This is a genomic window from Streptomyces sp. NPDC127119, from assembly GCF_042677425.1.
GTDB lineage: Bacteria > Actinomycetota > Actinomycetes > Streptomycetales > Streptomycetaceae > Streptomyces.
This window is the reverse complement of record NZ_JBHXTO010000020.1, coordinates 61,035-79,452: the sequence shown is the minus strand read 5'-3', so window position 1 is coordinate 79,452 and position 18,418 is coordinate 61,035. Positions and strand designations below refer to the sequence as shown.

The following is an 18,418-nucleotide window of genomic DNA, read 5'->3' as shown; positions in this document are numbered from 1 at the left end:
ATCACGGGCAGGCGTTGCTCTCTATCGCCGAGTGGGTTCTTCGTCAGGTGTGTGGCCCCATCCGCGATGGGTCCGGACTGCTAAGCGCCCAGCTTGCGGGTTCCTGATCGGTTGTACTGCTGCCAGTTGCTCTGGGTCATCATCTGCGGGCCTCGCCGTAGATCCTGGATGACTTCCTCCCAGCCCGGGTCGTCCGTCGGCTCGTAGCCGGCGCGGATGTGCTCGACGAAGGTCCACCAGCTCTCGAAGTTCGGTGGGCTGGGGTCCAACGCGCTGTCGTGGTTGGTCAGCAGGTCCGAGGGCCGGGTCGGATTGGGCCTCTGGCGGCTCGACGTCACGGGGTCCTCCCAGCGCAACGCGGCCAGCCGATAAGGCACGTCGCCCATGCTGAAGCTGTGCGGATGGAGGTGCAGCGCCGGCCGAACCGCCTGGAGAAGCTCCGCCTCAGGATGCGGACCGAGTCCAATGGTGTTGATGAAGACGCGGCGCAGCCGCTCGCAGATCGCCTCGCTGAGGTACTTGGCGAACCAGTAGGCGTCGCCGTCGTAGTACTGCCGGTTGATGCCGATCAGCACCGTGTCGGTGTCGTACACCAGAGAGAAACTGAGACTTTCGATGTCGTGGCTCTCCGACGTGCGGAGATAGCAGGCACGGAGCCGGGAGAGCGGCAGGTGTTCGACCCGTTTGCGGCGCCAGGGCATCCCACGCCGGGTGATGGTCAACGACCGGCCGTCGAAAGCGAAGGTCCACCCCGAGTACCGCATGACCATCGAGTCAGACATCTGTTCAATTTACCGAATTCACCGGCATGCGACAACGGAAGCGTCTTGACGCAACGCGAGTGACGGTGGACGGCGTTGACGGACAGTTGTGTGGCGGTGTGATGTAGGAGGCAGCGTTCGGCGGTCTCGTCGTCGGGGACTTGGATTTGGAGCTCGTCCATGGTGTTCAGGAAGAGACGGTCGATTTCTGCTGTGTCCCCACGCCGAGAGCGCCCAGCCAGGTCACGCAGGGAAGGAGAGTCGTAGCCGGCAACCAGCAGCCAGGCCGCAGCCATCGGCAGGTCTTCCGGGAAGAGGGAACGCACCACGTACTGCCAAGCGACGGTGCCGGGCTGGTTCATAGGAGAATCCTGCTCGTGTGGAACGCCCCTGGCCAGTGGATTGTCCGAACCACCCTGGGCTCGCGGGGGTGGTCCGAGGGAGACCTTCATGAGCGGCGTCCTGACGCTGTCAGCCCCACCCCGGCGGGGACCCTGCGTCGATGTCCACGCATGTACCGGCAGTGGAGGCCGCAGGGATCGGTCGGTCCGGTTGGGCAGCCGCTTCCTGGCGAATTTTTGCGTCGGTGCGTGGATTTCGTGTTGCCGGGCACTCGGTCTGTCGAACGGAGGTCCTGGTGTAATCCGGGGCCAGGGACCTACCGGTCGGGCGGACTTTGGGCCGTTGTGAAGCTCATTCGCGTATGCGTCTGAGTGTGACCTGACGACAGGAACTTGAAATGATCATTCTTGGGCTTATTCTGCTGCTCATCGGCCTGCTTGTCGGCATGGGGCTGCTCACGACCCTCGGCGGCATCCTCATTCTGGTGGGCGTCGTTCTGTGGGTCCTGGGTGCGACCGGCCGCGCGGTCGGTGGACGCAAGCACTTCTTCTAGGCCCAGGGCGTTTCACCAGATCGCTGCCGACGGGCGGCGTCCCTGCTGCCTGCGCTGCCTTGCCGGCAGGGGCCAGATGGGCTCAGCCGGCAAGGCGCATGCGAGCGGGCGTTGCATGATCAGCGGCCCGGCCGTCAGCGGAGGCGTCGTCGGCGTGGACCACGCCGACGCAGGCGCGAACCAGATGCAGTCGAAGTGCCGCGTGGTCACAGTCGCCTGGTCCAGTCTGATCCGCATGCCGTGACCAGAAGCCGAGTACGGCGGGCATCGGCTCGCAGTCGGTGAGGGCGGAGCACACCATGTCCACGGCGTTGTCGAAGCGGCGTGCTTTTCGAGTGGTGTTGTCGCGGACGGAGTACATATGAGTCAGTTCTCCGAGTGTATTCGCCGGCCGGAGCCAGTGGCGAATGAGGAGTACCGCGACTGACGCGCTAGACATGCCGCATGAATGATCCATTCGCGTTCAGTCCCCCGAGACCCCCGCAGAGCCCTTCGGAGACCGTCCCCGGGAGCGCGGGGACGGAGCCATCGGTGCCGGACACAGAAGCCACCGGCGGCCCGGCTCCCGTAGACGTCGGCTCCCGACCCGTCCACGACGGGGACATCCGCGAGGAGGTCAGGTACGCCGGCTACGGGGGCGAGCCGGACCCCCGCGAGTGACGGACCGCGCGTGATGCAGAACCGCTGCGGCGTGGGGCTCTCTGCGGTACCTGTACAAGGACCTGCGCAGGTGTACGAGCGCGTCGTCCGCGGGGACGAGGCGCAGACTCGGGTAGTGGTCGAGGAAGACGTTCCAATGGACGCATGATTCCTCCAGCCGCCCAAGAGACAGCAGCGTCGCGGCGAGCCGCGCGTGCGTCAGGGCTCCGGATCTGCGCTGATCGCTGTCGCGGGCCGCGGCGGAGGAGGCGAGGGATTGCGCGGCGCGTTCGAAGTCCCCGAGGGCGAGCAGGGCCTGGCCGCGCTGGTAGTCGAGGCCGGCCCGGGGATATGAGCCGAAGGGCCCGGCCCGCTGCGTCGCGCGCTCGTGCTGGTTCTCCGCGGCCGTGAGGTCGGCGACCGCTCGGCGGCGGTCGCGCGCGTGGGCGTGGGTGACGGCTCGCTGGCTCAGCAGGAAAGCGCGGGTGGACGGTTCGTCGGTGGGACCGGCGTCGAGCGCGGCGCCGGCCAGTTGTGATGCCTTCTCGGGGAATCCCAGCCGAAGCGCTTGGAGACTCATGGCGCGCAGGGTGATGGCGTACACGCGACGGTCGTCCGCCTCCGAGGCGAGGTCGAGAGAGATGGTGAAATAGCTCTGCGCCAGGCTCGGATAGCCGGCGTCCATGGTCATACGGGCCATTATGTGCGTGAGTTGAGCGGCATCGGTGAACAGCCGCCGCCGCAGGGAGAGTTCCGCGGGGAGTGTCAGCAGGCGGCCGACGTCATCGGTGAGGTAGGAAGCCAGGGCGGAACGGGCGTGCGCGCCGCCGTGACGTTCGGCGATGTCCGCGAACACCTGGCACATGTCCCGCAGGGCCTGCAGGTCTTCGGGGGACACACGACTGACCGATGCACGCGGCTTTGCCGGAGCGGGCCGTTCAGCGCCCCAGGTGAGCGAGTCCGTGGCGTGCAGGCTGTACACGGCCCCGGTGAGCCGCGCCCGGTGGGTGGGGTCGGCGTCGGTGCGGGCCAGGAGGGTCATCCTGCCCACGGCATCGCGTGTTTCGGCATCGGGAGGAAGCGGCAGGTCGTCGTCGGCCTGCCCTGGGAGGGCGAGGCCGGTCTCCGCGGCGGTGACCAGACGTTCGGTGCGGCGGCCGAGGGCCGCGGCGACGAGGTCGGGGACGGGTGGCCGGGGTCGGGAGCCGGTCAGCCAGTGGGCGACCGACGTGCGGTCGTAGCGCAGGCTCAACCCCTGTGCTCTGCCCAGCTCGTTGATCGCCCGCGCCAGTTCCGCCGGATTCCACTCAGCCTCGTCGAGCAGGAGAGCGAGTTCGCGGTTGGGGTGGTGACGTGCCACTTCCGGGTCTCCTGGGCATGCTGCGCAGGTTGCGACGTCCGGCGTTTCACCGGTGCGCGCAACGGTCGTGGAGGACGCTTCCGAGGATCTGTCGGCAGGCGTCTGACAGGGGTATCTCCTGTCTTCCACTTTCCATGGTCCCGCATATGCCATCAGCCCGAAAGCGCCTAATCAGGACATGGCGGCCCGAACTGTGGGTGGCGTTCAGCTCTTGACCCAGCTGTCGTAGAGCTTGTGATCCGGACGGAAGCCGGCCGCTACCAGTTCCCACATCATCTCGTCACTCCCGCCACCGAGGCGGCCCGCCTTGGAATCCCGCCACAGGCGCTCCAGGGGATTCTGGTCCTCGACGTAGCCGCGCCCTCCGAAGACGTGCGCGCACTCGCTCGCCACCCGCTCACCGAGGCGCGCGATGGTCACCTTCAGAGCAGCAGCCTCGGACATCGACACCCTGCCCCCGGCGGAGACTTCCGCGACCGTGGCGTACATGCCGCGACGCGCGAGGAGAATCTGGGCGTTGAGGTCCGCGAGGCGCAGCCGCAAGGCCTGATGCCGGTAGAGGGGGGAGCCGAACTGCTTCCTGCGCTTCAGATGCGTGACGGCCAGGACCGACGCGAGGTCCATCGCGCCGAGTATCTGGGCCGCCAGGGCGAGCCGCTCGTACATCAGCCCTTGGCCCACCGCTGCCAGCCCCGCCCCGGGCCGGACCAGTACCGCGTCGTCGGTGACGCGGGCGTCGACGTGGAGACGGACGGTTTCCAGGCTCCGCATGCCGGTGGTCCTCCACCGTCGCGTGGGGGTCAGGCCGGTGCGGGGTACGAGCACGATCGCCGGACCGCCGCTGCCGCGGCACAGCACCAGTGCGAAGTCCGCGGCGGCACCGGGCGAGACGAACCACTTGTCGCCGCGGACGCGCCAGTGGTCGCCCTCCCTGGTGAGCGCCGTCTCGACCGCGGACAGATCCGATCCGACGTACTGCTCGGACGTCGCGACGCAGCACACGCTCTCGCCGGCCAGTGCCAGGCCGAGCACCTCCTCGGCGTACGGGGTGCTGCCGAAGCCGCGCAGGAGGGATGTCGCGGCTTCAAGATGGAGGCCCACCCCGATGCCGATGCCGCCGAGTCCGGCCCGTCCCAATTCCTCCGACAGGATGACGGACCGTCCGAGATCGCCGTGGGGGCCACCGGACCACCGTTCATGGAACAGTCCGGTGGCGCCGAGGGCCGCCACCGCCTCACGGGGGAAGCGCCTTTCCCGTTCGCAGGACGGGAGCAGCGGCGATATACGGTCTTCGAGGAGCGTGCGCACGCGCTTCCTGAAGTCCGTGACGGGGCGGCTCGTCGTTCCGAAGGCCAGTTGGATCCCGAGGTCAGTCTGTTCCTCGGTCCGGCGGTCCAGGTGGTTGTTCGATAAGAGGGTCACGGTCGATTTCCCGTCGGTGGGGGTGCTGCCGGGTCCGTCATCCGCCGTGTGGCGGTCACGGGTTGAGCGGAGGCGCCCCGTCGGCGATGGTCAGGAGCTGGGACAGGGTCGTCCCGGGAGGAGTCGCGGCGTCGTCGAGACTGATGCCCCAGTCGTCCTGGAGGGTCATCGTCAGCTCGACGACGGCAAGCGAGTCCAGCTCCAGGTCGGAGATGGTCGCGGCCGGGTGGATCCCGGCGGGATCGACGTGGAACTTCTGGACGAGCCGATGGGACAGATGCTCGTAGCGGGTTGAGGTCATCGGATTGCCTTCTCGGTGTCGGTGTCGGTGTGCGGCAGGGAGGCGTGCGGGGGGCGCGAACGCGGGCGGGCTTCGGGGAACCTCAACGTGTGAGCACCCCAGGCGAGCCCGCCGCCGAAGCCGGTGATCAGGGTGCGTGCGCCGGGTTCGACGAGTTGCCGGGTCGCCGTGTCGGCGAGTGCCAGCGGAATCGACGCGGCCGCGGTGTTGCCCAGCTCTCGCAGATTGCCGTGCCTCCTGGCGGGCGGAACGCCGAGGCGTTCGCCGACGGCGTCGATGATGCGCTGGTTGGCCTGATGGCTGATGAACGCCTCGACGTCGTCCGGGCTCCAGCCCGTGCTCTTCAGCACGTTGAGTGCCGAGTCGGTCATGCGGCGGACCGCGTGGGCGTACACCGCGCGGCCGTTCATCCGGAAGCAGTGCTCGTGCGGTCCGGTGTCCGGGGTGCCCAGGGGCCGGCGCGAGCCGCCCGCCGGGACCTGGATGAGCCCGGCGTGGCCGCCGTCGCTGCCCAGGTCCTGGGCGATCAGCGCACCGGGTTCGTCGGGTGTTCCGGTGCGGATGAGTACTGCTCCGGCCCCGTCGCCGAAGAGGATCGCGGTGTCGCGGTCGTGGGGGTCGATCAGGGTGGTGCTGTAGGTCTCGGCGCCGATGACCAGGGGGCGTTCGTAGAGTCCGGCGGTGATGAGCGCCTGTGCGCAGGCTGTCGCGTAGACGAAGCCCGCGCACGCGGCGGACACGTCCAGCGCCGGTACGCCGTCCAGGCCGAGACCGTGGGCGACCTCCGGGGCCGTCGCCGGGCAGCGGTGGTCGGGCGTGGTGGTGGCGAGCAGGACGATGTCGGGCCGGAGGGGAGCCCCGGCCAGTTCCGCGGCCGACTCCAGCGCGGCACGTCCCGCCGCCCGGGCCAGATCGCCGGTACTGGTACGGGAGTCGGCGAGGCGCCGGGCGGCGATGCCCGTACGCTCCAGGATCCATCGGTCGTCGGAGTCGAGGTGGTTCTGCGCTATGAGGCGGCTGTTGGAGACGGAGTGTTCGGGAAGGCTGGTACCCAGACCACACAGGACGGCGGCGGGGGTCCGCATGACAGCTCCTCACACAGGGGTGGCGGGTTCGGGGACGTTCGGCAGTTCCGGCCACACCACGGTGGTGGCCGCCCAGGTCAGTCCCGCACCGAACGCGGTGGCAAGGACCTTGTCGCCGGGCTTGATCCGGCCGTCGGCGGCGTCCTGCGCCAGCAGGATCGGAATGGACGCGGCGGACGTGTTTCCCACGTGCTCGATGTTGGACGCCACGCGGTCGGGTGGGACGCCGAGTTTGCGGGTGACGGCGGCCAGGATGTGTGCGTTGGCCTGGTGGGGCACCACCCGGTCCACGTCCTGGAGTTCCCACCCCCTGGCCTCGGTGGCGCTGCGCGACACGGCCGCCATACGGGCCACCGCTTTGCGGAAGACGTCGGGGCCCGACACCGCCAGGTACTGGGTCTCGGCCGGGCTGTCCGATCCAGCGGGCGGGGAGTGCCGGGACCTGCCTGCCGGTACCTCGATCAGGTCGGCGCAGGAACCGTCGCTGCCGAGGACCACCGGCCCGACGGCTCCCGGCTCGTCCGGTCCACCGGCCCGCAGGACCACGGCTCCGGCACCGTCGGCGAAGATGGCCGACGTGGCGGGGTCCTGCGGGTCGACGATGGACGTCATCGTCTCCGCGCCGACGACCAGGACCTGTCGGGCGGTGCGCGCCGCGATCAGACCGCGTGCCACCGCGAGGCCGTAGAGGAACCCGCTGCAGGCCGCGCCCACGTCGAAGGCCGCGGTCCCCGGCTGTCCCAGCCGGGCGGCGACCTCGGGGGCAACCGGTGGGCAGACCCGGTCCGGGGTCACCGTGGCCACGAGTACCGCGTCGACCCGGTCGGTCCCCGCGGACTCCATCGCCTTCCGCCCCGCCTTCACCGCGAGGTCGGCGGTCGATGTGCCCGGTGCGACGACATGCCGGCTGCTGATGCCCGTACGGCTGCTCAGCCACTCGGCCGAGGTGCCCAGCCGGTCCCCGAGTGAGTCGTTGGTGAGCACGGTCGGCGGCAGCCAGTACCCGATGCCGGTGATCACGGATGCGGGAGCGGGGGCTGCCGTCAGGTCCTTCGTCATCGCTCGCTCCCCGCGGGGCGGTGGTAGTGCCAGTAATGGTCCGCCGAGGGGTTCCACCCGCGGCGCAGCGGATCGTGGAACAGCCGGACCAGCAGACTCAGCGGTGAGAACACCAGGAAGTAGAACAAGAAGGAGAAGAGTGACAGCGACAGCTTCCTCATATGCGTCGACCTCGATCGTTCGAAGGGAACAGGTCGTGCTCGGGCGGGCGCGAGGGGTCAGTCCAGAGGGATCTCCTCGCGCCAGTCGGCGGCCTCCCGCCACTGCGGCTGCCGGTCCTTGTGCACCAGATGTCCGCCCAGCGCGAGCAGATCGATGTCGGTACGCATGAAGCAGGCGTACGCCTCCTGCGGTGTGCACACGATCGGTTCGCCACGCACGTTGAAAGAGGTGTTGACCAGCACCGGGCAGCCCGTGCGCCGCCGGAAGGCCGTGAGCAGATCGTGGAAGAGCGGATGGGTGCGCTCATGGACGGTCTGCACGCGCGCGGACGAGTCGACGTGGGTGACCGCGGGGACGGTGGACCGGGCCACCCGGAGCAGGTCGAGACCTTCTGCCCCCGCGAGGTCCGGGTCCGCCACCCGCTGACCGTCCGAGAGACCGGCCACCATGAGCATGTACGGGCTGTCCTGCCGCAGGTCGAAGTAGTCGCCGGCGTCCTGTGCGAGCACGGCGGGAGCGAACGGCCGGAACGACTCACGGAACTTGATCTTCAGGTTCATGGTGGACTGCATGCGCGGGTCCCGGGGGTCACCGAGGATCGAGCGGGAGCCCAGGGCGCGTGGGCCGAATTCCATCCGGCCCTGGAACCAGCCCACCACCTTGCCGTCCGCCAGAGCGGCGGCCACCTCCTCCACCAGCTCATGCCGGCCGGGACGGCTGTGGGGAACGGCATGGCGATCGAGATACGCGGCCATCTCGCGGTCGTCGAAAGCGGGCCCGAGCAGAGCGCCCGACATGGCGTCCGCTCCGCTGCCCACGTGGGTGCGTGCCGCACCGTGCCGCGCGGCGGCCGACAGGGCGGCCCCCAGGGCGCCCCCGGCGTCACCGGCGGCCGGCTGGACCCACAGGCTGTCGAAGGTTCCCGCCTCCGAGATCTTTCCATTGGCGACGCAGTTGAGCGCGACGCCGCCGGCGAGGCAGAGGTTCTCCTCACCCGTGAGGTCCCGGCTGGTCCTGGCCAGCCGGAGAAGCACCTCCTCCACGACTTCCTGCACCGACGCCGCGAGGTCGAACTCGCGCTGGGTGAGGGGCTGCTCCGGCAGCCGGCGCTCTCCGCCGAACAGTTCCTCGAAGCCGCGTCCTGTCATCGTCCGGCCGCGCAGATAGGAGAAGTGGCGCAGGTTCAGCCGGAACGAACCGTCCGGCTTGATGTCGATGAGCTCGCGCCGGATGATGTCGGCCCAGCGCGGTGTGCCGTACGGGGCGAGTCCCATCAGCTTGTACTCTCCCGAGTCCACCTTGAAGCCGCAGAAGTAGGTGAACGCGGAGTAGAGCAGGCCCAGCGAATGCGGGAAGCGGATCTCCGCACGCTTGGCCAGGGTGCTGCCCCGGCCGTGCCAGATCGTGGTGGTGGCCCAGTCGCCGACCCCGTCCACGGACAGTACGGCCGCGGATGCGTAGGGACTGGGCAGGAAGGCGGACGCCGCGTGCGACTCGTGATGCTCCTGGCACACGACGTCCGGTACCGGACCAGCGCCGAGTCGCGCCAACTGCCGGCGCACCGTGTCCGCGGCGCGCAGCCTCCATGTGGTCCACTCGGGCAGCCGGTCCCGGAAAACGGGGTACCCGCGCGGTGCCGTGCCCACGAACGTCGCCATGACGCGCCGGAACTTCTGCACCGGGTCCTCGTAGTAGGCCACCTCCGAGACGTCGCCCAGTCCGGCGCCCGCCTCACGCAGGCAGTAGCGGACCGCATTGGCGGGGAAGGACGGATCGTGCCGCCTGCGGCTGAACCGTTCCTCCTGTGCGGCGGCCACCGGGACGCCGTCGGCCACCAGTGCCGCGGCGCTGTCGTGGTAGAACGCCGAGATGCCCAGAATCAGCTCCGTCATGTCCCACGCACCCCGCCGGAGGCTGCGAGATCACCGGAACGCCGCGAGCCCGACCTGAGCGCGCGTCGGCCGGCCCGTCTGGCCGCCCAGCCGCCCGGCGGGTCGAGCGACCGGAATCCGGTACGGGCCCGCTGCCAGGCCGCGGCCTGAGCTTCGGTCCCGTGGGTCTTGAGGACCGAGGCCAGGTAGGCGTCGAGCGCGTCGGCCGCCCATGCGGAGTGGCCGGTCGCGACGTTGTCGATGGTGTTGTGGATGTCGACGAACCGCGTGCTGAAGCCGTACTTCCGCAGCGCCGTGTGCGCCCGCCGGTACCCTCCACCCACGCCGGAGAGCTCCATGGCCAGATTGAGGCCGAGCACCTCGGGCAGGAACGTCTGCGGATACCGCCCGACGCAGAGCCAGTAGACCGGCAGGGCGAAGGAGCGTTCGTCGAACCCCGGCCACCGTGCGAACTCCTCCGAAGCCGTCGCGGGCAGCTCGACGCCCATACCGGCCAGCACCTGACGGTAGATCAGAGGGTGGTTCAGGCTGGTCACGCCATTTCCGAGTTCGTCCCAGTACGTCTCGAACAGGAAGCATCCGTGCTCGGACGACGCCAGTTCGTAGTCGGTGAACCCCTGGAGCCAAGCACCGTCGATCAGGGTCAGCGGCGCGAGCTGCACGGTCGAGTCGATCAGCTCGTCGCGGGAGGGCAGCGGGGTGTCGAGTTCCGACTCCCATTCGAGGTTGTGGCGGTGGTGCTGGTCCGAGAGCCAGGGACGCAGGCCGACGGCCGGCCACGTCCTCGGCAGCGCCCGGGGGTCCCGGTCGATGCCGTGGCGCGCGCGCCCCAGCCACCCACGGACATAGTCGGCCGTGTACCGGCGCAGCGCGGGTGTCTGGCGGCGGTGCTGCAGCAGGTGGTAGGCGGACCTGAGGTCTGTCGGGGCCGGGCCCTCGGCGGTGGGCCGCTGCACACGGGGCCGCAGCGACGGCGGCACCGGACAGGACGGGGCGGGTGCCGCCACCTCCGACGCGGAATACGGATCGCTTTCCGCCGGAAGGGAGTCGATCCAGCGGCGGATCACCGCCAGGTCCTGCGGCGAGAAGATCCGGAACATCGGCCCCCGCTGGAGCACCAGCCCGTTGACGAGGCGGCTCCTCCGGGCGTGTCCCGGCCGTACCAGATCACTCGCGGCGAGGGCGTTCAGGAAGTCCGTCGGGTCGTCCTGGCACTCCAGGAGCCAGTCGGACAGGGGGCGCCCGGACAGGCGGTAGCGGTGATGGTAGACGGAGCCTTCCCCCGCCCGTGCCCGCAGCAGTTCCGCCATGGCGTAGGCGGGGTCGCGGGAGCGTTCGAGGTCCTCGTACACGGCGTGGTTCCAGCGGCGCAGCGCACCCCATGCCCAGGAAAAGCCGTCGGCGACCCGGTCGGTCTCCTGTGTGTGGGAGACCGAACAGGAGCGGACCGTTTCCCAGCGGCGATCGGCTGCCTCGGAGGTCGTCTGCCGGGTGTCCTCGCAGCTGCCGGCCGACGTTTCCGTGCCCCGGCTGTCGTCGCCCGACGATGCCCTCATCGCGGTGAGCGGCGGCAGGATGCCCGCCGCGTGCAGACAGAGATCGGCACCGAGGATCTCCGGCAGGAAGTCGTCGGGGAGGCGGCTCATGGCCAGCAGCAGGGCGGGAAGGTAGAAGTTACGGTCGGCGATCCGGCGGTCGAGGGAGAGGCGCGAGGCGGGCACCGCGTACTCGGCGAGTCCCGCGTCCCGCAGCAAGGACACGTAGGCGCTGCCGCGGGAGGCGCGCGGACGTCCCACCCCGACATCGGACGCGAACACTGCCAGCAGTGCGAGAGCGGACTCGGTGTCGGCCCTGCCGGGTGAGGTCAACCATTGCAGCCACGCCCCGTCCTGCACAGCGAGCGGGGCGCAGGCGAGCGCGGCTCGCTCGGAAAGGACGGCGTCCGTCTCCTCCTTCCCGCTGCGTAAGTCCAGGTAGCGGCGCCGTTCACCGTCGGCCCAGTCCGCGACGCGCAACCGGAGCGCGTCCAGGTCCGACGGTGCGGAGCCGGCCTCCCGCAGCCTGCGTATCTCGGTGCGGATCCCCTCTGCCCAGGGCTCGTTCGGAAAGACTCCCTCAGGATCGGTGGCCCGGTGGTAGAGCGACCGGTACGCGGAGTCGTCTGTCATCGCCGCTGTCTCCCGCGGCGTCTCTGCCACATGAGCGGACATCGTTTCCTCTTCCTTCCGTGGAGCGCCCGGTCACCTGTCGCCCGGAGGCGTGGCGTCCATGCGCACGGTTCAGAACATCGGGTAGATCGAGCCGTCCTGCTGCTTCTTTTTCTTGCGCCCGAGCAGCCGGGCGACGACATCGCGGAACCACCGCACTGGAAACGCACCCCCTTTCCGGAGAGTCGAAGTCAGGAGAGTGAGAACTGATCCGCGAGGATGCGGGCGAAGAGGTCGCTGCCCTGATCGGTGAAGTGACCGCGGTCGACGAAGAGCCAGTCCTTGGGCCCGGCTGCCTCCGCGATGAGCGGAGCGATCTCCAGGAACCGCACGTCCTGCTTGTGGCACACCTCGCGCACCGCCTGTGCGTACTGCCGCCCTGCGCCGAGTGTGGCGATCTCGCCGAACATCTCGTCCAGGGGGACGCCGAAGCCGGACAGCCTGTCCAGCTCGTCGAAGAGGGTGGCCTCCTCCTCGGACGGGTCCTGCCTGACCCATGGCGCCAGAGGGGTCAGCACGTACGAGACGCGGGCACCGGTCGCGGCGGCGAGCTGACGCCATCCGTCCACGTGCCGTTCCGTGAGCGAAGTCGCATGGGAGATCAGTTCGGACAGCTGAGGGACCGGCGCCGATGCGTCGGCGCCCGGTGCGGGACTCTGGGTGCGGGATGCTCGGCCCCACAGCTTGCGGCCCGGCCTGCGGTGGTGAGCGCGCAGTTCCTCCATGTGCTGGAAGTACTCGTTGCAGTAGAAGAACGCGCCGTGCTCGCCGTGTTGCCAGGCGGGGAGCCTGCTGAGGAGAAGGTTGTTGACACCGGAGAGGATGACGATCTCCTCGACCCTCGGCAGCAGGTGGCGGTACAGGAGCATCAGGATCAGCTCCTGGACCGAGTTGAAGCTGCGGCCGCTGAAGTTGAGCCATGGGGTGGACGGCGCGTAGCGCGACCACAGAAAGGACGGAATGGTCGTCGCGTCGCTGGTCGCGCCGATCCCGAGGGCGACCGAACTCCCCACGAACAGTCGGACCGGTCCTCGCGCCGCCTCTCCGTCCAGTGCCGCGCGGCCGGTGGGGCCGTGGGTGAAACGGAAACCGAACCGGTCGGTGTTCAGTACGTCCGAGCGGTAGTCCGCGTGGTTGAAGTACATCAGATACGGCAGATAGCGGGTATGCCCGCGGTTGTCGAAATCGTCGTACTGCTTCATCTGCGGTGTGAGCTCATATCGGTGCAGTTTCACCGCGACCCCTGTTCCGCCAGAGCCCTTACGTAGGTGTCCACGAGGTCGTCCACCGTCCACGGTTCGCTTTCCGTGCCCGGGCCGTCCTTGAGCGGGTCGACACCGAATTCGTCCTCCAGCTCGATGGCTACTCGGGCGAAGACCAGGGAACTCACTCCCAGTTCCGGCAGAGTGGCGTCACCGGATATCGGAGGCGGGGTGTCCCCGTCCTCTTCGAGGATCTCCGTGATCGCCTTGACGGTCAGGGTTTCGACCTCGGTCCTACTGAGCATGGTTCTCTCCTGTTCCTGAGCGGTGCTGGACACGGGGCCCGTCCGCCGACGCGTTCTTGGTGACGACGGCCCGTACGGTGCCGACGTTGATCTCGGTGACGTTCTGTTCCGTGAGCCACTCCTCGCACCTTCGCCGGACCGCCGTCTCGGCGGTGGCGCCCAGTTCCTCCTCCAGACTCCGCAGTCCGCTGCCGTGCACGACCGGCCACCACGCCTCGGGGGTCGCCAGTGGCATGGGGGTGTCGCGGGTGGTCACGACGGCGCCGGGGACGCCCGCCTCGTCCAGCAGTGAGCGCAGGACGTCGGGGTCCTCCGTGCGGGTCCAGGGCAAGTACGTGCCCATCCCGGGCTGTTCGGACCGGCATGCCTCGAAGAAGACGGGCAGGACCGGTTCGAAGAGCCGACGGCCGATGGTGGTGATCGCCAGCTGTCCGCCGGGCCGTACGTACGACCAGAACAGGGAGAGCGTCCGGGCCATGTCCTTGGCGAAGTAGATGCCCAGCGAACAGTTCACGACGTCGAAGGAGGCGTCCCCCGGCGGCAGCGTGTCGACGTCGCCGTGCCGGACCGTCACGTGGTTCAGCCCACGTTCATCGGCCCTGCGCCGGGTGATGTCGAGCATCTCGTCCAGGATGTCCACGCCTTCCACGTAACCCGTGGGGCCGACGCGTTCGGCGGTCCGGATCGTCATGGGGCCCGGCCCGCAGCAGAAGTCCAGGACGCGGTTTCCGGGCCGCAGATCGAGCTGTGACATCGTGTCGTCCGAGACGAAACCCCAGAATTCCTCCGCGGCCACGAGATAGTCGGACGACGCGATCGTGTACGTGCTCAGGGTGTCGAATCCTTCCAAGTCCTTGCTCATACAAACCTCCGGTCTGCGTGGGGACAGATCTCCATGAATGAATGGTGAGCGCACACCGAAGAGGCGGAACGAACACTGGAGTTGTTCCGGATGACCCTCGGCAGAAGTGGCACGTGCCGGACGGCGCGAGCGGATTCGCACTGCTGCCACAGCATGCGAATGCGCGGCGGCAGAAATCTGCTCCGCCCGACTAGACGGCGTGCTCCCCAGTACGAGAAGGGGAATTCCCGTGACCGAGTGGAGCACCGTTCCCCTCCATACAAACCGTCCGGGGGTCAGAAGGGAACGGGATCTCATGATCGAGGCGTTCACGCGTTGAACGCTCGCGAGTACCCGGAGTTGCCGGGGCGGACAGTGGCCCGGCGCACCGCCGGGCGGACGTGAGCGGCTCGGGGCGCCTGGATCTCCGGCAGCAGCCGCTGCCGGACTCTGCGGCAGGAACTCGTTCCAGCGGCAGGGGGAGAGCGGTTTCCAGGCCGGCTGGAGCAGATACAGCGTCCGCCGGTGCAATCCGGTGCCGGTGCGAGTTCGCCCGTGTCCAGGCAGGCCGCTGGTGGATGAACGGATGCAGACCCGCGACGTTCTCGAACCGGGCCGTCCGCACGTCCCAGGTCGCCTGAGTGACGGACTCCGGCAGCTTTCGAGCGGAGGCAGGATGCGGGCAGGGTGTCGACGTCGACTTCCCCGTGCGGGCTGATGACAGCCGTGATGTCGTCGCTCGTGGAGGTGATGAGCATGAGGGGTGTGCCCCCTCCAGGAGGGGGCTTGAGCCGAAAGGCGCTGGAGCGCCCGGTAAGGGGCGGCCCGGCAGCGGTGTCGGTGCCGGACGCCCGTGAGGGGGCGACGGCTGGAACCTGTGAACCGGCCCCCCCCGCCCCCGGCGGCAGGACACGGGCGTGTCTCTTGCCCCGGCACCGTGACATCACCTCGGGCCGGAAGCGGACCGGTCAGCGCAACAGCGGCATCGGTCCTCTCGTCCCAGGTGGGGCGGGAAACGCCGCTGATCGCGTGTCAGGAGGCCGGTTCGGCGTGGCAGTCGCCTTCGCGGCGGGCGCGGATGTGTGGAGTCGCTCCAGGCGTTCGTACAGCGCGCGCAGCACGCTGGCCTTGTTCTGCACTGCGTGCAGGGTGCGGGAGCGCTGGGAGAGACGGGCGTCTGCCTCGTCCAGGACGATCTCGGCCAGCAGACGGCGCCCGTCGTCGCCGGGCAGTCTGGCCGCGTGTTCGCGTACATCGGCGGCGACGGCATAGGCGGCGCCGGTGAGCAGGAGCCCTACCTGTTCGTAGTCGCCGGGCTGTAACGCTGCCGGATCGGACCACGTCAGCACTGCTCGGACCAGGTGTTCGTGCATGGTGCGGTCGGGCGGCGGCATCTCCGCGCCGATGCGGCCGTGCGGGCCGTGCGGGACGGTGTGCCCGTTCACCGCTCGGTCGCCTTCGCATCCGTGGGCACGCTGCATTCCCGCAGGCAGGCGGCGAGCCGGGCCCCGGCGAGTAAGAGTGGTGTGCTTCCGTGCGGGTAGCTGATCCAGTCGGCCACGATCGTGCCTTCCTTCGGCGTGTTCGGGATGAGCAACTGGTGACCGACGGACAGCACCCGGACTCCGGGAATGTCTCCGAAAGCGTCTGCGCCGTGCGTCGGTACGGCGATGTAGAGACGGTCGCTCAGGTGGTCGGCCAGGACCTGGTAGCCGTGCCGGGTGCCCGCGCGCATCGCGGTGAGCGCATCCAGCGCGGCCACCATCGGTTCGACCGCCACCGTGTCCCACTCCAGGCCGCACGGCGCCCAGCGGGTGCGACTGCGCAGCCACAGCATCCGTTTGGCACCGGTGACCGCGGCCAGCTCGTGCCAGGTCGGATCGGCGGGTCTCCGGGCATTGGCGGTACTCGCGGCAAAGGCGTTCGCCATCACGCTCTCCCTGATTGGGTGTTATGTCACGGTCTACGCAATCAGCAGCGCGTATCGCGGTGCGATGAGCAACCGATGAAAGAGCGATGCAAGTCGGCCTCGCCCGGGTGAACCGCCGTCAGGGCCGGAGCACGCGCATCGGGGGGAGCGGTACGGTCTCCGCACCTCGTCGACCCGCGGACCCGGAGTTGGTATGGCCGCCCACCCCAAACCCGTCCCCAACACCAGGCTGCGGGCTGTCCGCGAACTCGAATTCCAGATAAGCCGGAGCGAGTTCGCCAGGAGGGTCAACGCCGTCGGGGAGTCGACGGGTGAGAACGTCGCCTGTGGACCACGGCTCGTGGCGGACTGGGAAGACGGGACGGTCCTCTGTCCGCGCGCCGTCTACCAGCGCATCCTGACCGCGATGACGGGCGGGCGGAGCATGGCCGACCTCGGCTTCCACCTGCCCGCACCGGCACGGCCCGCACTGCCCGCCACCGGCCCACAGGGACCGTACGGGGCACGCGAGGATCCGGGGGACTGGCGCGGCTTCGGGCCGGGCGGTGCGGACGCGATCCTGGCGCTGCCGCTCGGCACCGGGCAGACGCCGGGAAGGATCGGGGCGAGCGAGGTACGCGCCGTCAACGAAGCCGTGACCACGCTGTACGCGCACGACCACGACCACGGTTCCGCGCCGCTGCGCCAGGCCGCGTCCCAAGCGCTGCACACCGCCTACCAGTGGCTCCAGTCCGGTACGTACACCAGCGGCACCGAGTCGAAGTTACGCTCGGCGACCGGCACCCTGTCGATCGCCGCCGGATGGCTCTCCTACGACTCAGGCCGTGCAGCCGACGCCCACTCGCTGTACGGCGAAGCGCTCGCCGCCGCCCGGATCGCGGGCGACCCCCGGCTGGAGGCACACGCCTTCTGCGCGCTGTCCGCGCTCGCCAAGGCATCGGGGCGGCCCCGCGAGGCAATCGCCGCCGCGCAGGGCGCACAGACAGCGGCCCGTCACCTCGGCTCCCCCCGGCTGCTCTCCCTGCTCCTCATGCGGGAGGCCGGCGGCTGGGCGCTGATGGGCGACGCCAATGCCGCCGACAGGTCGATCGTCCGTGCCCACGCCCTCTACGCCAAGGGCCCCGCCGACGCCGATCCGTCCTGGCTCGACTTCTACGCACCTGGTGAGCTCGCCGGCCTGGAATGCCTCGCCCGCGCCGACCTGGGCCAGCACGCACGCGCCGCCTCCGGCGCTGAACAGGCCGTGCTCCTGCACGGCGACACCTTCAGAAGGAACCGGGCCCTGTACACGGCCGACGTCGCGATCCAGCAGGCGGTGCGGGAGCGTCCCGAACCGGAAGCGGCCGTCGAAGCCGCGGGACGAGTCCTCGCGTTCCTTCCCCAGGTGCGCTCCGACCGACTGCTGCAGGCCCTGCACAACGTCGCCAGCGCACTCCAGCGACACGGCCGCGTTCCCGCGGTCGCCGACTGGATCGACGAATACACCACCGCCCTCACCACCGGAGGAGGACAGGCATGACCAGCATCCAGACAGACGTCGTGATCCGCACCCACTGCCCCGGCCAGGTCCCGTCGATGCTCGACACCATCGCCGACCTCTGGTCCGACGCGCACCCGGAAATCGTCAACACCCCGGGAGCCACCACCGACGGGCTGTCCGCCGTCACGCTGCGCCGCCAGATCACCGGCCACCTGCGCCACGAAGGCTTCATCCTGGTCGCCGCCTACGCCGGCGGCTCCATGGTCGGCTTCGGCTACGCCTTCCCGTGCACACCCCAGTACTGGTACGGAGAACTCCTGCCCCAGATCCCCGAACACGTCCGCGCGGGCCGCCTCATGGGCCTGTGCGAACTCGCCGTCACCCCTGCCCGCCAGTCCCAGGGCATCGGCTCCCGCCTCCACACGGAACTCCTCAAAGCCATCAACCCCGACTACGCCTCCCTGCTGGTCCGCCCCGACAACACCGCCGGCCGGACCCTGTACGAACACCTCGGCTACAAACACGCGGGCCCCTACCGCAACGAGCCCGGCGGAACCGTCTACGACCTGCTCCTCCTCCACGTCGACAGCGCCGCGCGATGACCACGCCGCACGCCGCACGCCGCGCGCCCACGCCACCCGCGGCGCCAGGTCCGCGTACACGATCCCTACGGGCTGGGAGAAGGTGGTAGCCCGCCATCGGCGCCCTGCGGCTGGCCGATGCGGCCAACATCGCCGCAGCTCTGCGGTACTACGCCCGCAACGCGGACGGCAGCCCCCAGTGGAGACGTCGGCCGCGCAGGGGGCTTTCGGCCAGGTATGCAGAAGCGGCCTTGTCGGTCACGGAACGCGCCTTCGATAGTCGTTCCTTTGCACGG

17 protein-coding genes are annotated in these 18,418 nt (G+C 69.4%); 3 read left to right on the top strand and 14 right to left on the bottom strand.

The annotated features are described in order from the left end of the window. Positions 1-80 precede the first annotated feature (80 nt). Positions 81-782, bottom strand: coding sequence for a hypothetical protein (locus tag ACFVH5_RS12505; RefSeq protein ID WP_385833513.1), 702 nt, complete (start codon positions 780-782; stop codon positions 81-83). A 718-nt stretch (positions 783-1,500) separates the two neighbouring features. Between ACFVH5_RS12505 and ACFVH5_RS12500 the strand changes: the two genes are divergently transcribed. Then, complete coding sequence (locus ACFVH5_RS12500) at positions 1,501-1,656, top strand: hypothetical protein (RefSeq protein WP_385833488.1); 156 nt, start codon at positions 1,501-1,503, stop codon at positions 1,654-1,656. Between the two features lie 616 nt (positions 1,657-2,272). Here the strand turns inward: ACFVH5_RS12500 and ACFVH5_RS12495 are convergent. The 13 genes from ACFVH5_RS12495 to ACFVH5_RS12435 form a co-directional block, all read right to left on the bottom strand. Further along, on the bottom strand, positions 2,273-3,655 hold the full coding sequence (locus ACFVH5_RS12495) for a hypothetical protein (protein ID WP_385833512.1): 1,383 nt from the start codon (positions 3,653-3,655) through the stop codon (positions 2,273-2,275). Between the two features lie 204 nt (positions 3,656-3,859). After that, on the bottom strand, positions 3,860-5,077 hold the full coding sequence (locus ACFVH5_RS12490) for an acyl-CoA dehydrogenase family protein (RefSeq protein ID WP_385833511.1): 1,218 nt from the start codon (positions 5,075-5,077) through the stop codon (positions 3,860-3,862). A 55-nt stretch (positions 5,078-5,132) separates the two neighbouring features. Further along, positions 5,133-5,378 (bottom strand): acyl carrier protein, encoded by a 246-nt coding sequence (locus ACFVH5_RS12485; RefSeq protein WP_385833509.1) that lies wholly within the window; start codon positions 5,376-5,378, stop codon positions 5,133-5,135. Beyond that, the gene (locus ACFVH5_RS12480) at positions 5,375-6,463 is read right to left on the bottom strand and encodes a beta-ketoacyl-ACP synthase 3 (protein ID WP_385833508.1); all 1,089 of its coding nucleotides are present in this window, start codon (positions 6,461-6,463) and stop codon (positions 5,375-5,377) included. The genes ACFVH5_RS12485 and ACFVH5_RS12480 overlap by 4 nt, the downstream gene beginning before the upstream one ends. 9 nt (positions 6,464-6,472) lie before the next feature. Further along, the gene (locus ACFVH5_RS12475) at positions 6,473-7,522 is read right to left on the bottom strand and encodes a beta-ketoacyl-ACP synthase III (protein ID WP_385833507.1); all 1,050 of its coding nucleotides are present in this window, start codon (positions 7,520-7,522) and stop codon (positions 6,473-6,475) included. Next, complete coding sequence (locus tag ACFVH5_RS12470) at positions 7,519-7,683, bottom strand: hypothetical protein (RefSeq protein WP_385833506.1); 165 nt, start codon at positions 7,681-7,683, stop codon at positions 7,519-7,521. Before ACFVH5_RS12470 ends, ACFVH5_RS12475 begins: the two co-directional genes overlap by 4 nt. Before the next feature lie 57 nt (positions 7,684-7,740). Further along, positions 7,741-9,576 carry a carbamoyltransferase gene (locus ACFVH5_RS12465; RefSeq protein ID WP_385833505.1) on the bottom strand — a complete coding sequence of 612 codons (1,836 nt, stop codon included), beginning with the start codon at positions 9,574-9,576 and terminating at the stop codon, positions 7,741-7,743. After that, positions 9,573-11,744 carry an iron-containing redox enzyme family protein gene (locus ACFVH5_RS12460; RefSeq protein ID WP_385833504.1) on the bottom strand — a complete coding sequence of 724 codons (2,172 nt, stop codon included), beginning with the start codon at positions 11,742-11,744 and terminating at the stop codon, positions 9,573-9,575. The genes ACFVH5_RS12465 and ACFVH5_RS12460 overlap by 4 nt, the downstream gene beginning before the upstream one ends. A 230-nt stretch (positions 11,745-11,974) precedes the next feature. Continuing rightward, complete coding sequence (locus tag ACFVH5_RS12455; protein ID WP_385833503.1) at positions 11,975-13,018, bottom strand: Inducer of phenazine A; 1,044 nt, start codon at positions 13,016-13,018, stop codon at positions 11,975-11,977. Then, positions 13,015-13,290 (bottom strand): acyl carrier protein, encoded by a 276-nt coding sequence (locus tag ACFVH5_RS12450; RefSeq protein WP_385833502.1) that lies wholly within the window; start codon positions 13,288-13,290, stop codon positions 13,015-13,017. Before ACFVH5_RS12450 ends, ACFVH5_RS12455 begins: the two co-directional genes overlap by 4 nt. Beyond that, a complete protein-coding gene (locus ACFVH5_RS12445) occupies positions 13,280-14,152 on the bottom strand; it encodes a class I SAM-dependent methyltransferase (protein ID WP_385833500.1) in 873 nt (290 codons plus the stop codon). The genes ACFVH5_RS12450 and ACFVH5_RS12445 overlap by 11 nt, the downstream gene beginning before the upstream one ends. Positions 14,153-15,099: 947 nt before the next feature. Continuing rightward, entirely contained in the window at positions 15,100-15,576 is a 477-nt protein-coding gene (locus ACFVH5_RS12440) for a restriction endonuclease (RefSeq protein WP_385833499.1), read from the bottom strand. Then, entirely contained in the window at positions 15,573-16,061 is a 489-nt protein-coding gene (locus tag ACFVH5_RS12435; RefSeq protein WP_385833497.1) for a hypothetical protein, read from the bottom strand. The genes ACFVH5_RS12440 and ACFVH5_RS12435 overlap by 4 nt, the downstream gene beginning before the upstream one ends. Before the next feature lie 193 nt (positions 16,062-16,254). Between ACFVH5_RS12435 and ACFVH5_RS12430 the strand changes: the two genes are divergently transcribed. Both ACFVH5_RS12430 and ACFVH5_RS12425 read left to right on the top strand, forming a co-directional pair. Continuing rightward, positions 16,255-17,580 carry a hypothetical protein gene (locus tag ACFVH5_RS12430; RefSeq protein WP_385833496.1) on the top strand — a complete coding sequence of 442 codons (1,326 nt, stop codon included), beginning with the start codon at positions 16,255-16,257 and terminating at the stop codon, positions 17,578-17,580. After that, positions 17,577-18,143 carry a GNAT family N-acetyltransferase gene (locus ACFVH5_RS12425; RefSeq protein ID WP_385833494.1) on the top strand — a complete coding sequence of 189 codons (567 nt, stop codon included), beginning with the start codon at positions 17,577-17,579 and terminating at the stop codon, positions 18,141-18,143. The genes ACFVH5_RS12430 and ACFVH5_RS12425 overlap by 4 nt, the downstream gene beginning before the upstream one ends. The last annotated feature ends 275 nt before the right edge of the window (positions 18,144-18,418 follow it).

Bases quoted from the DNA above. Each gene is read 5' to 3' on its own strand.
- ACFVH5_RS12505 (WP_385833513.1), bottom strand. From the start codon at position 782: ATGTCTGACTCGATGGTCATGCGGTACTCGGGGTGGACCTTCGCTTTC.
- ACFVH5_RS12500 (WP_385833488.1), top strand. From the start codon at position 1,501: ATGATCATTCTTGGGCTTATTCTGCTGCTCATCGGCCTGCTTGTCGGC.
- ACFVH5_RS12485 (WP_385833509.1), bottom strand. From the start codon at position 5,378: ATGACCTCAACCCGCTACGAGCATCTGTCCCATCGGCTCGTCCAGAAG.
- ACFVH5_RS12480 (WP_385833508.1), bottom strand. From the start codon at position 6,463: ATGCGGACCCCCGCCGCCGTCCTGTGTGGTCTGGGTACCAGCCTTCCC.
- ACFVH5_RS12475 (WP_385833507.1), bottom strand. From the start codon at position 7,522: ATGACGAAGGACCTGACGGCAGCCCCCGCTCCCGCATCCGTGATCACC.
- ACFVH5_RS12470 (WP_385833506.1), bottom strand. From the start codon at position 7,683: ATGAGGAAGCTGTCGCTGTCACTCTTCTCCTTCTTGTTCTACTTCCTG.
- ACFVH5_RS12465 (WP_385833505.1), bottom strand. From the start codon at position 9,576: ATGACGGAGCTGATTCTGGGCATCTCGGCGTTCTACCACGACAGCGCC.
- ACFVH5_RS12460 (WP_385833504.1), bottom strand. From the start codon at position 11,744: ATGACAGACGACTCCGCGTACCGGTCGCTCTACCACCGGGCCACCGAT.
- ACFVH5_RS12450 (WP_385833502.1), bottom strand. From the start codon at position 13,290: ATGCTCAGTAGGACCGAGGTCGAAACCCTGACCGTCAAGGCGATCACG.
- ACFVH5_RS12445 (WP_385833500.1), bottom strand. From the start codon at position 14,152: ATGAGCAAGGACTTGGAAGGATTCGACACCCTGAGCACGTACACGATC.
- ACFVH5_RS12435 (WP_385833497.1), bottom strand. From the start codon at position 16,061: ATGGCGAACGCCTTTGCCGCGAGTACCGCCAATGCCCGGAGACCCGCC.
- ACFVH5_RS12430 (WP_385833496.1), top strand. From the start codon at position 16,255: ATGGCCGCCCACCCCAAACCCGTCCCCAACACCAGGCTGCGGGCTGTC.
- ACFVH5_RS12425 (WP_385833494.1), top strand. From the start codon at position 17,577: ATGACCAGCATCCAGACAGACGTCGTGATCCGCACCCACTGCCCCGGC.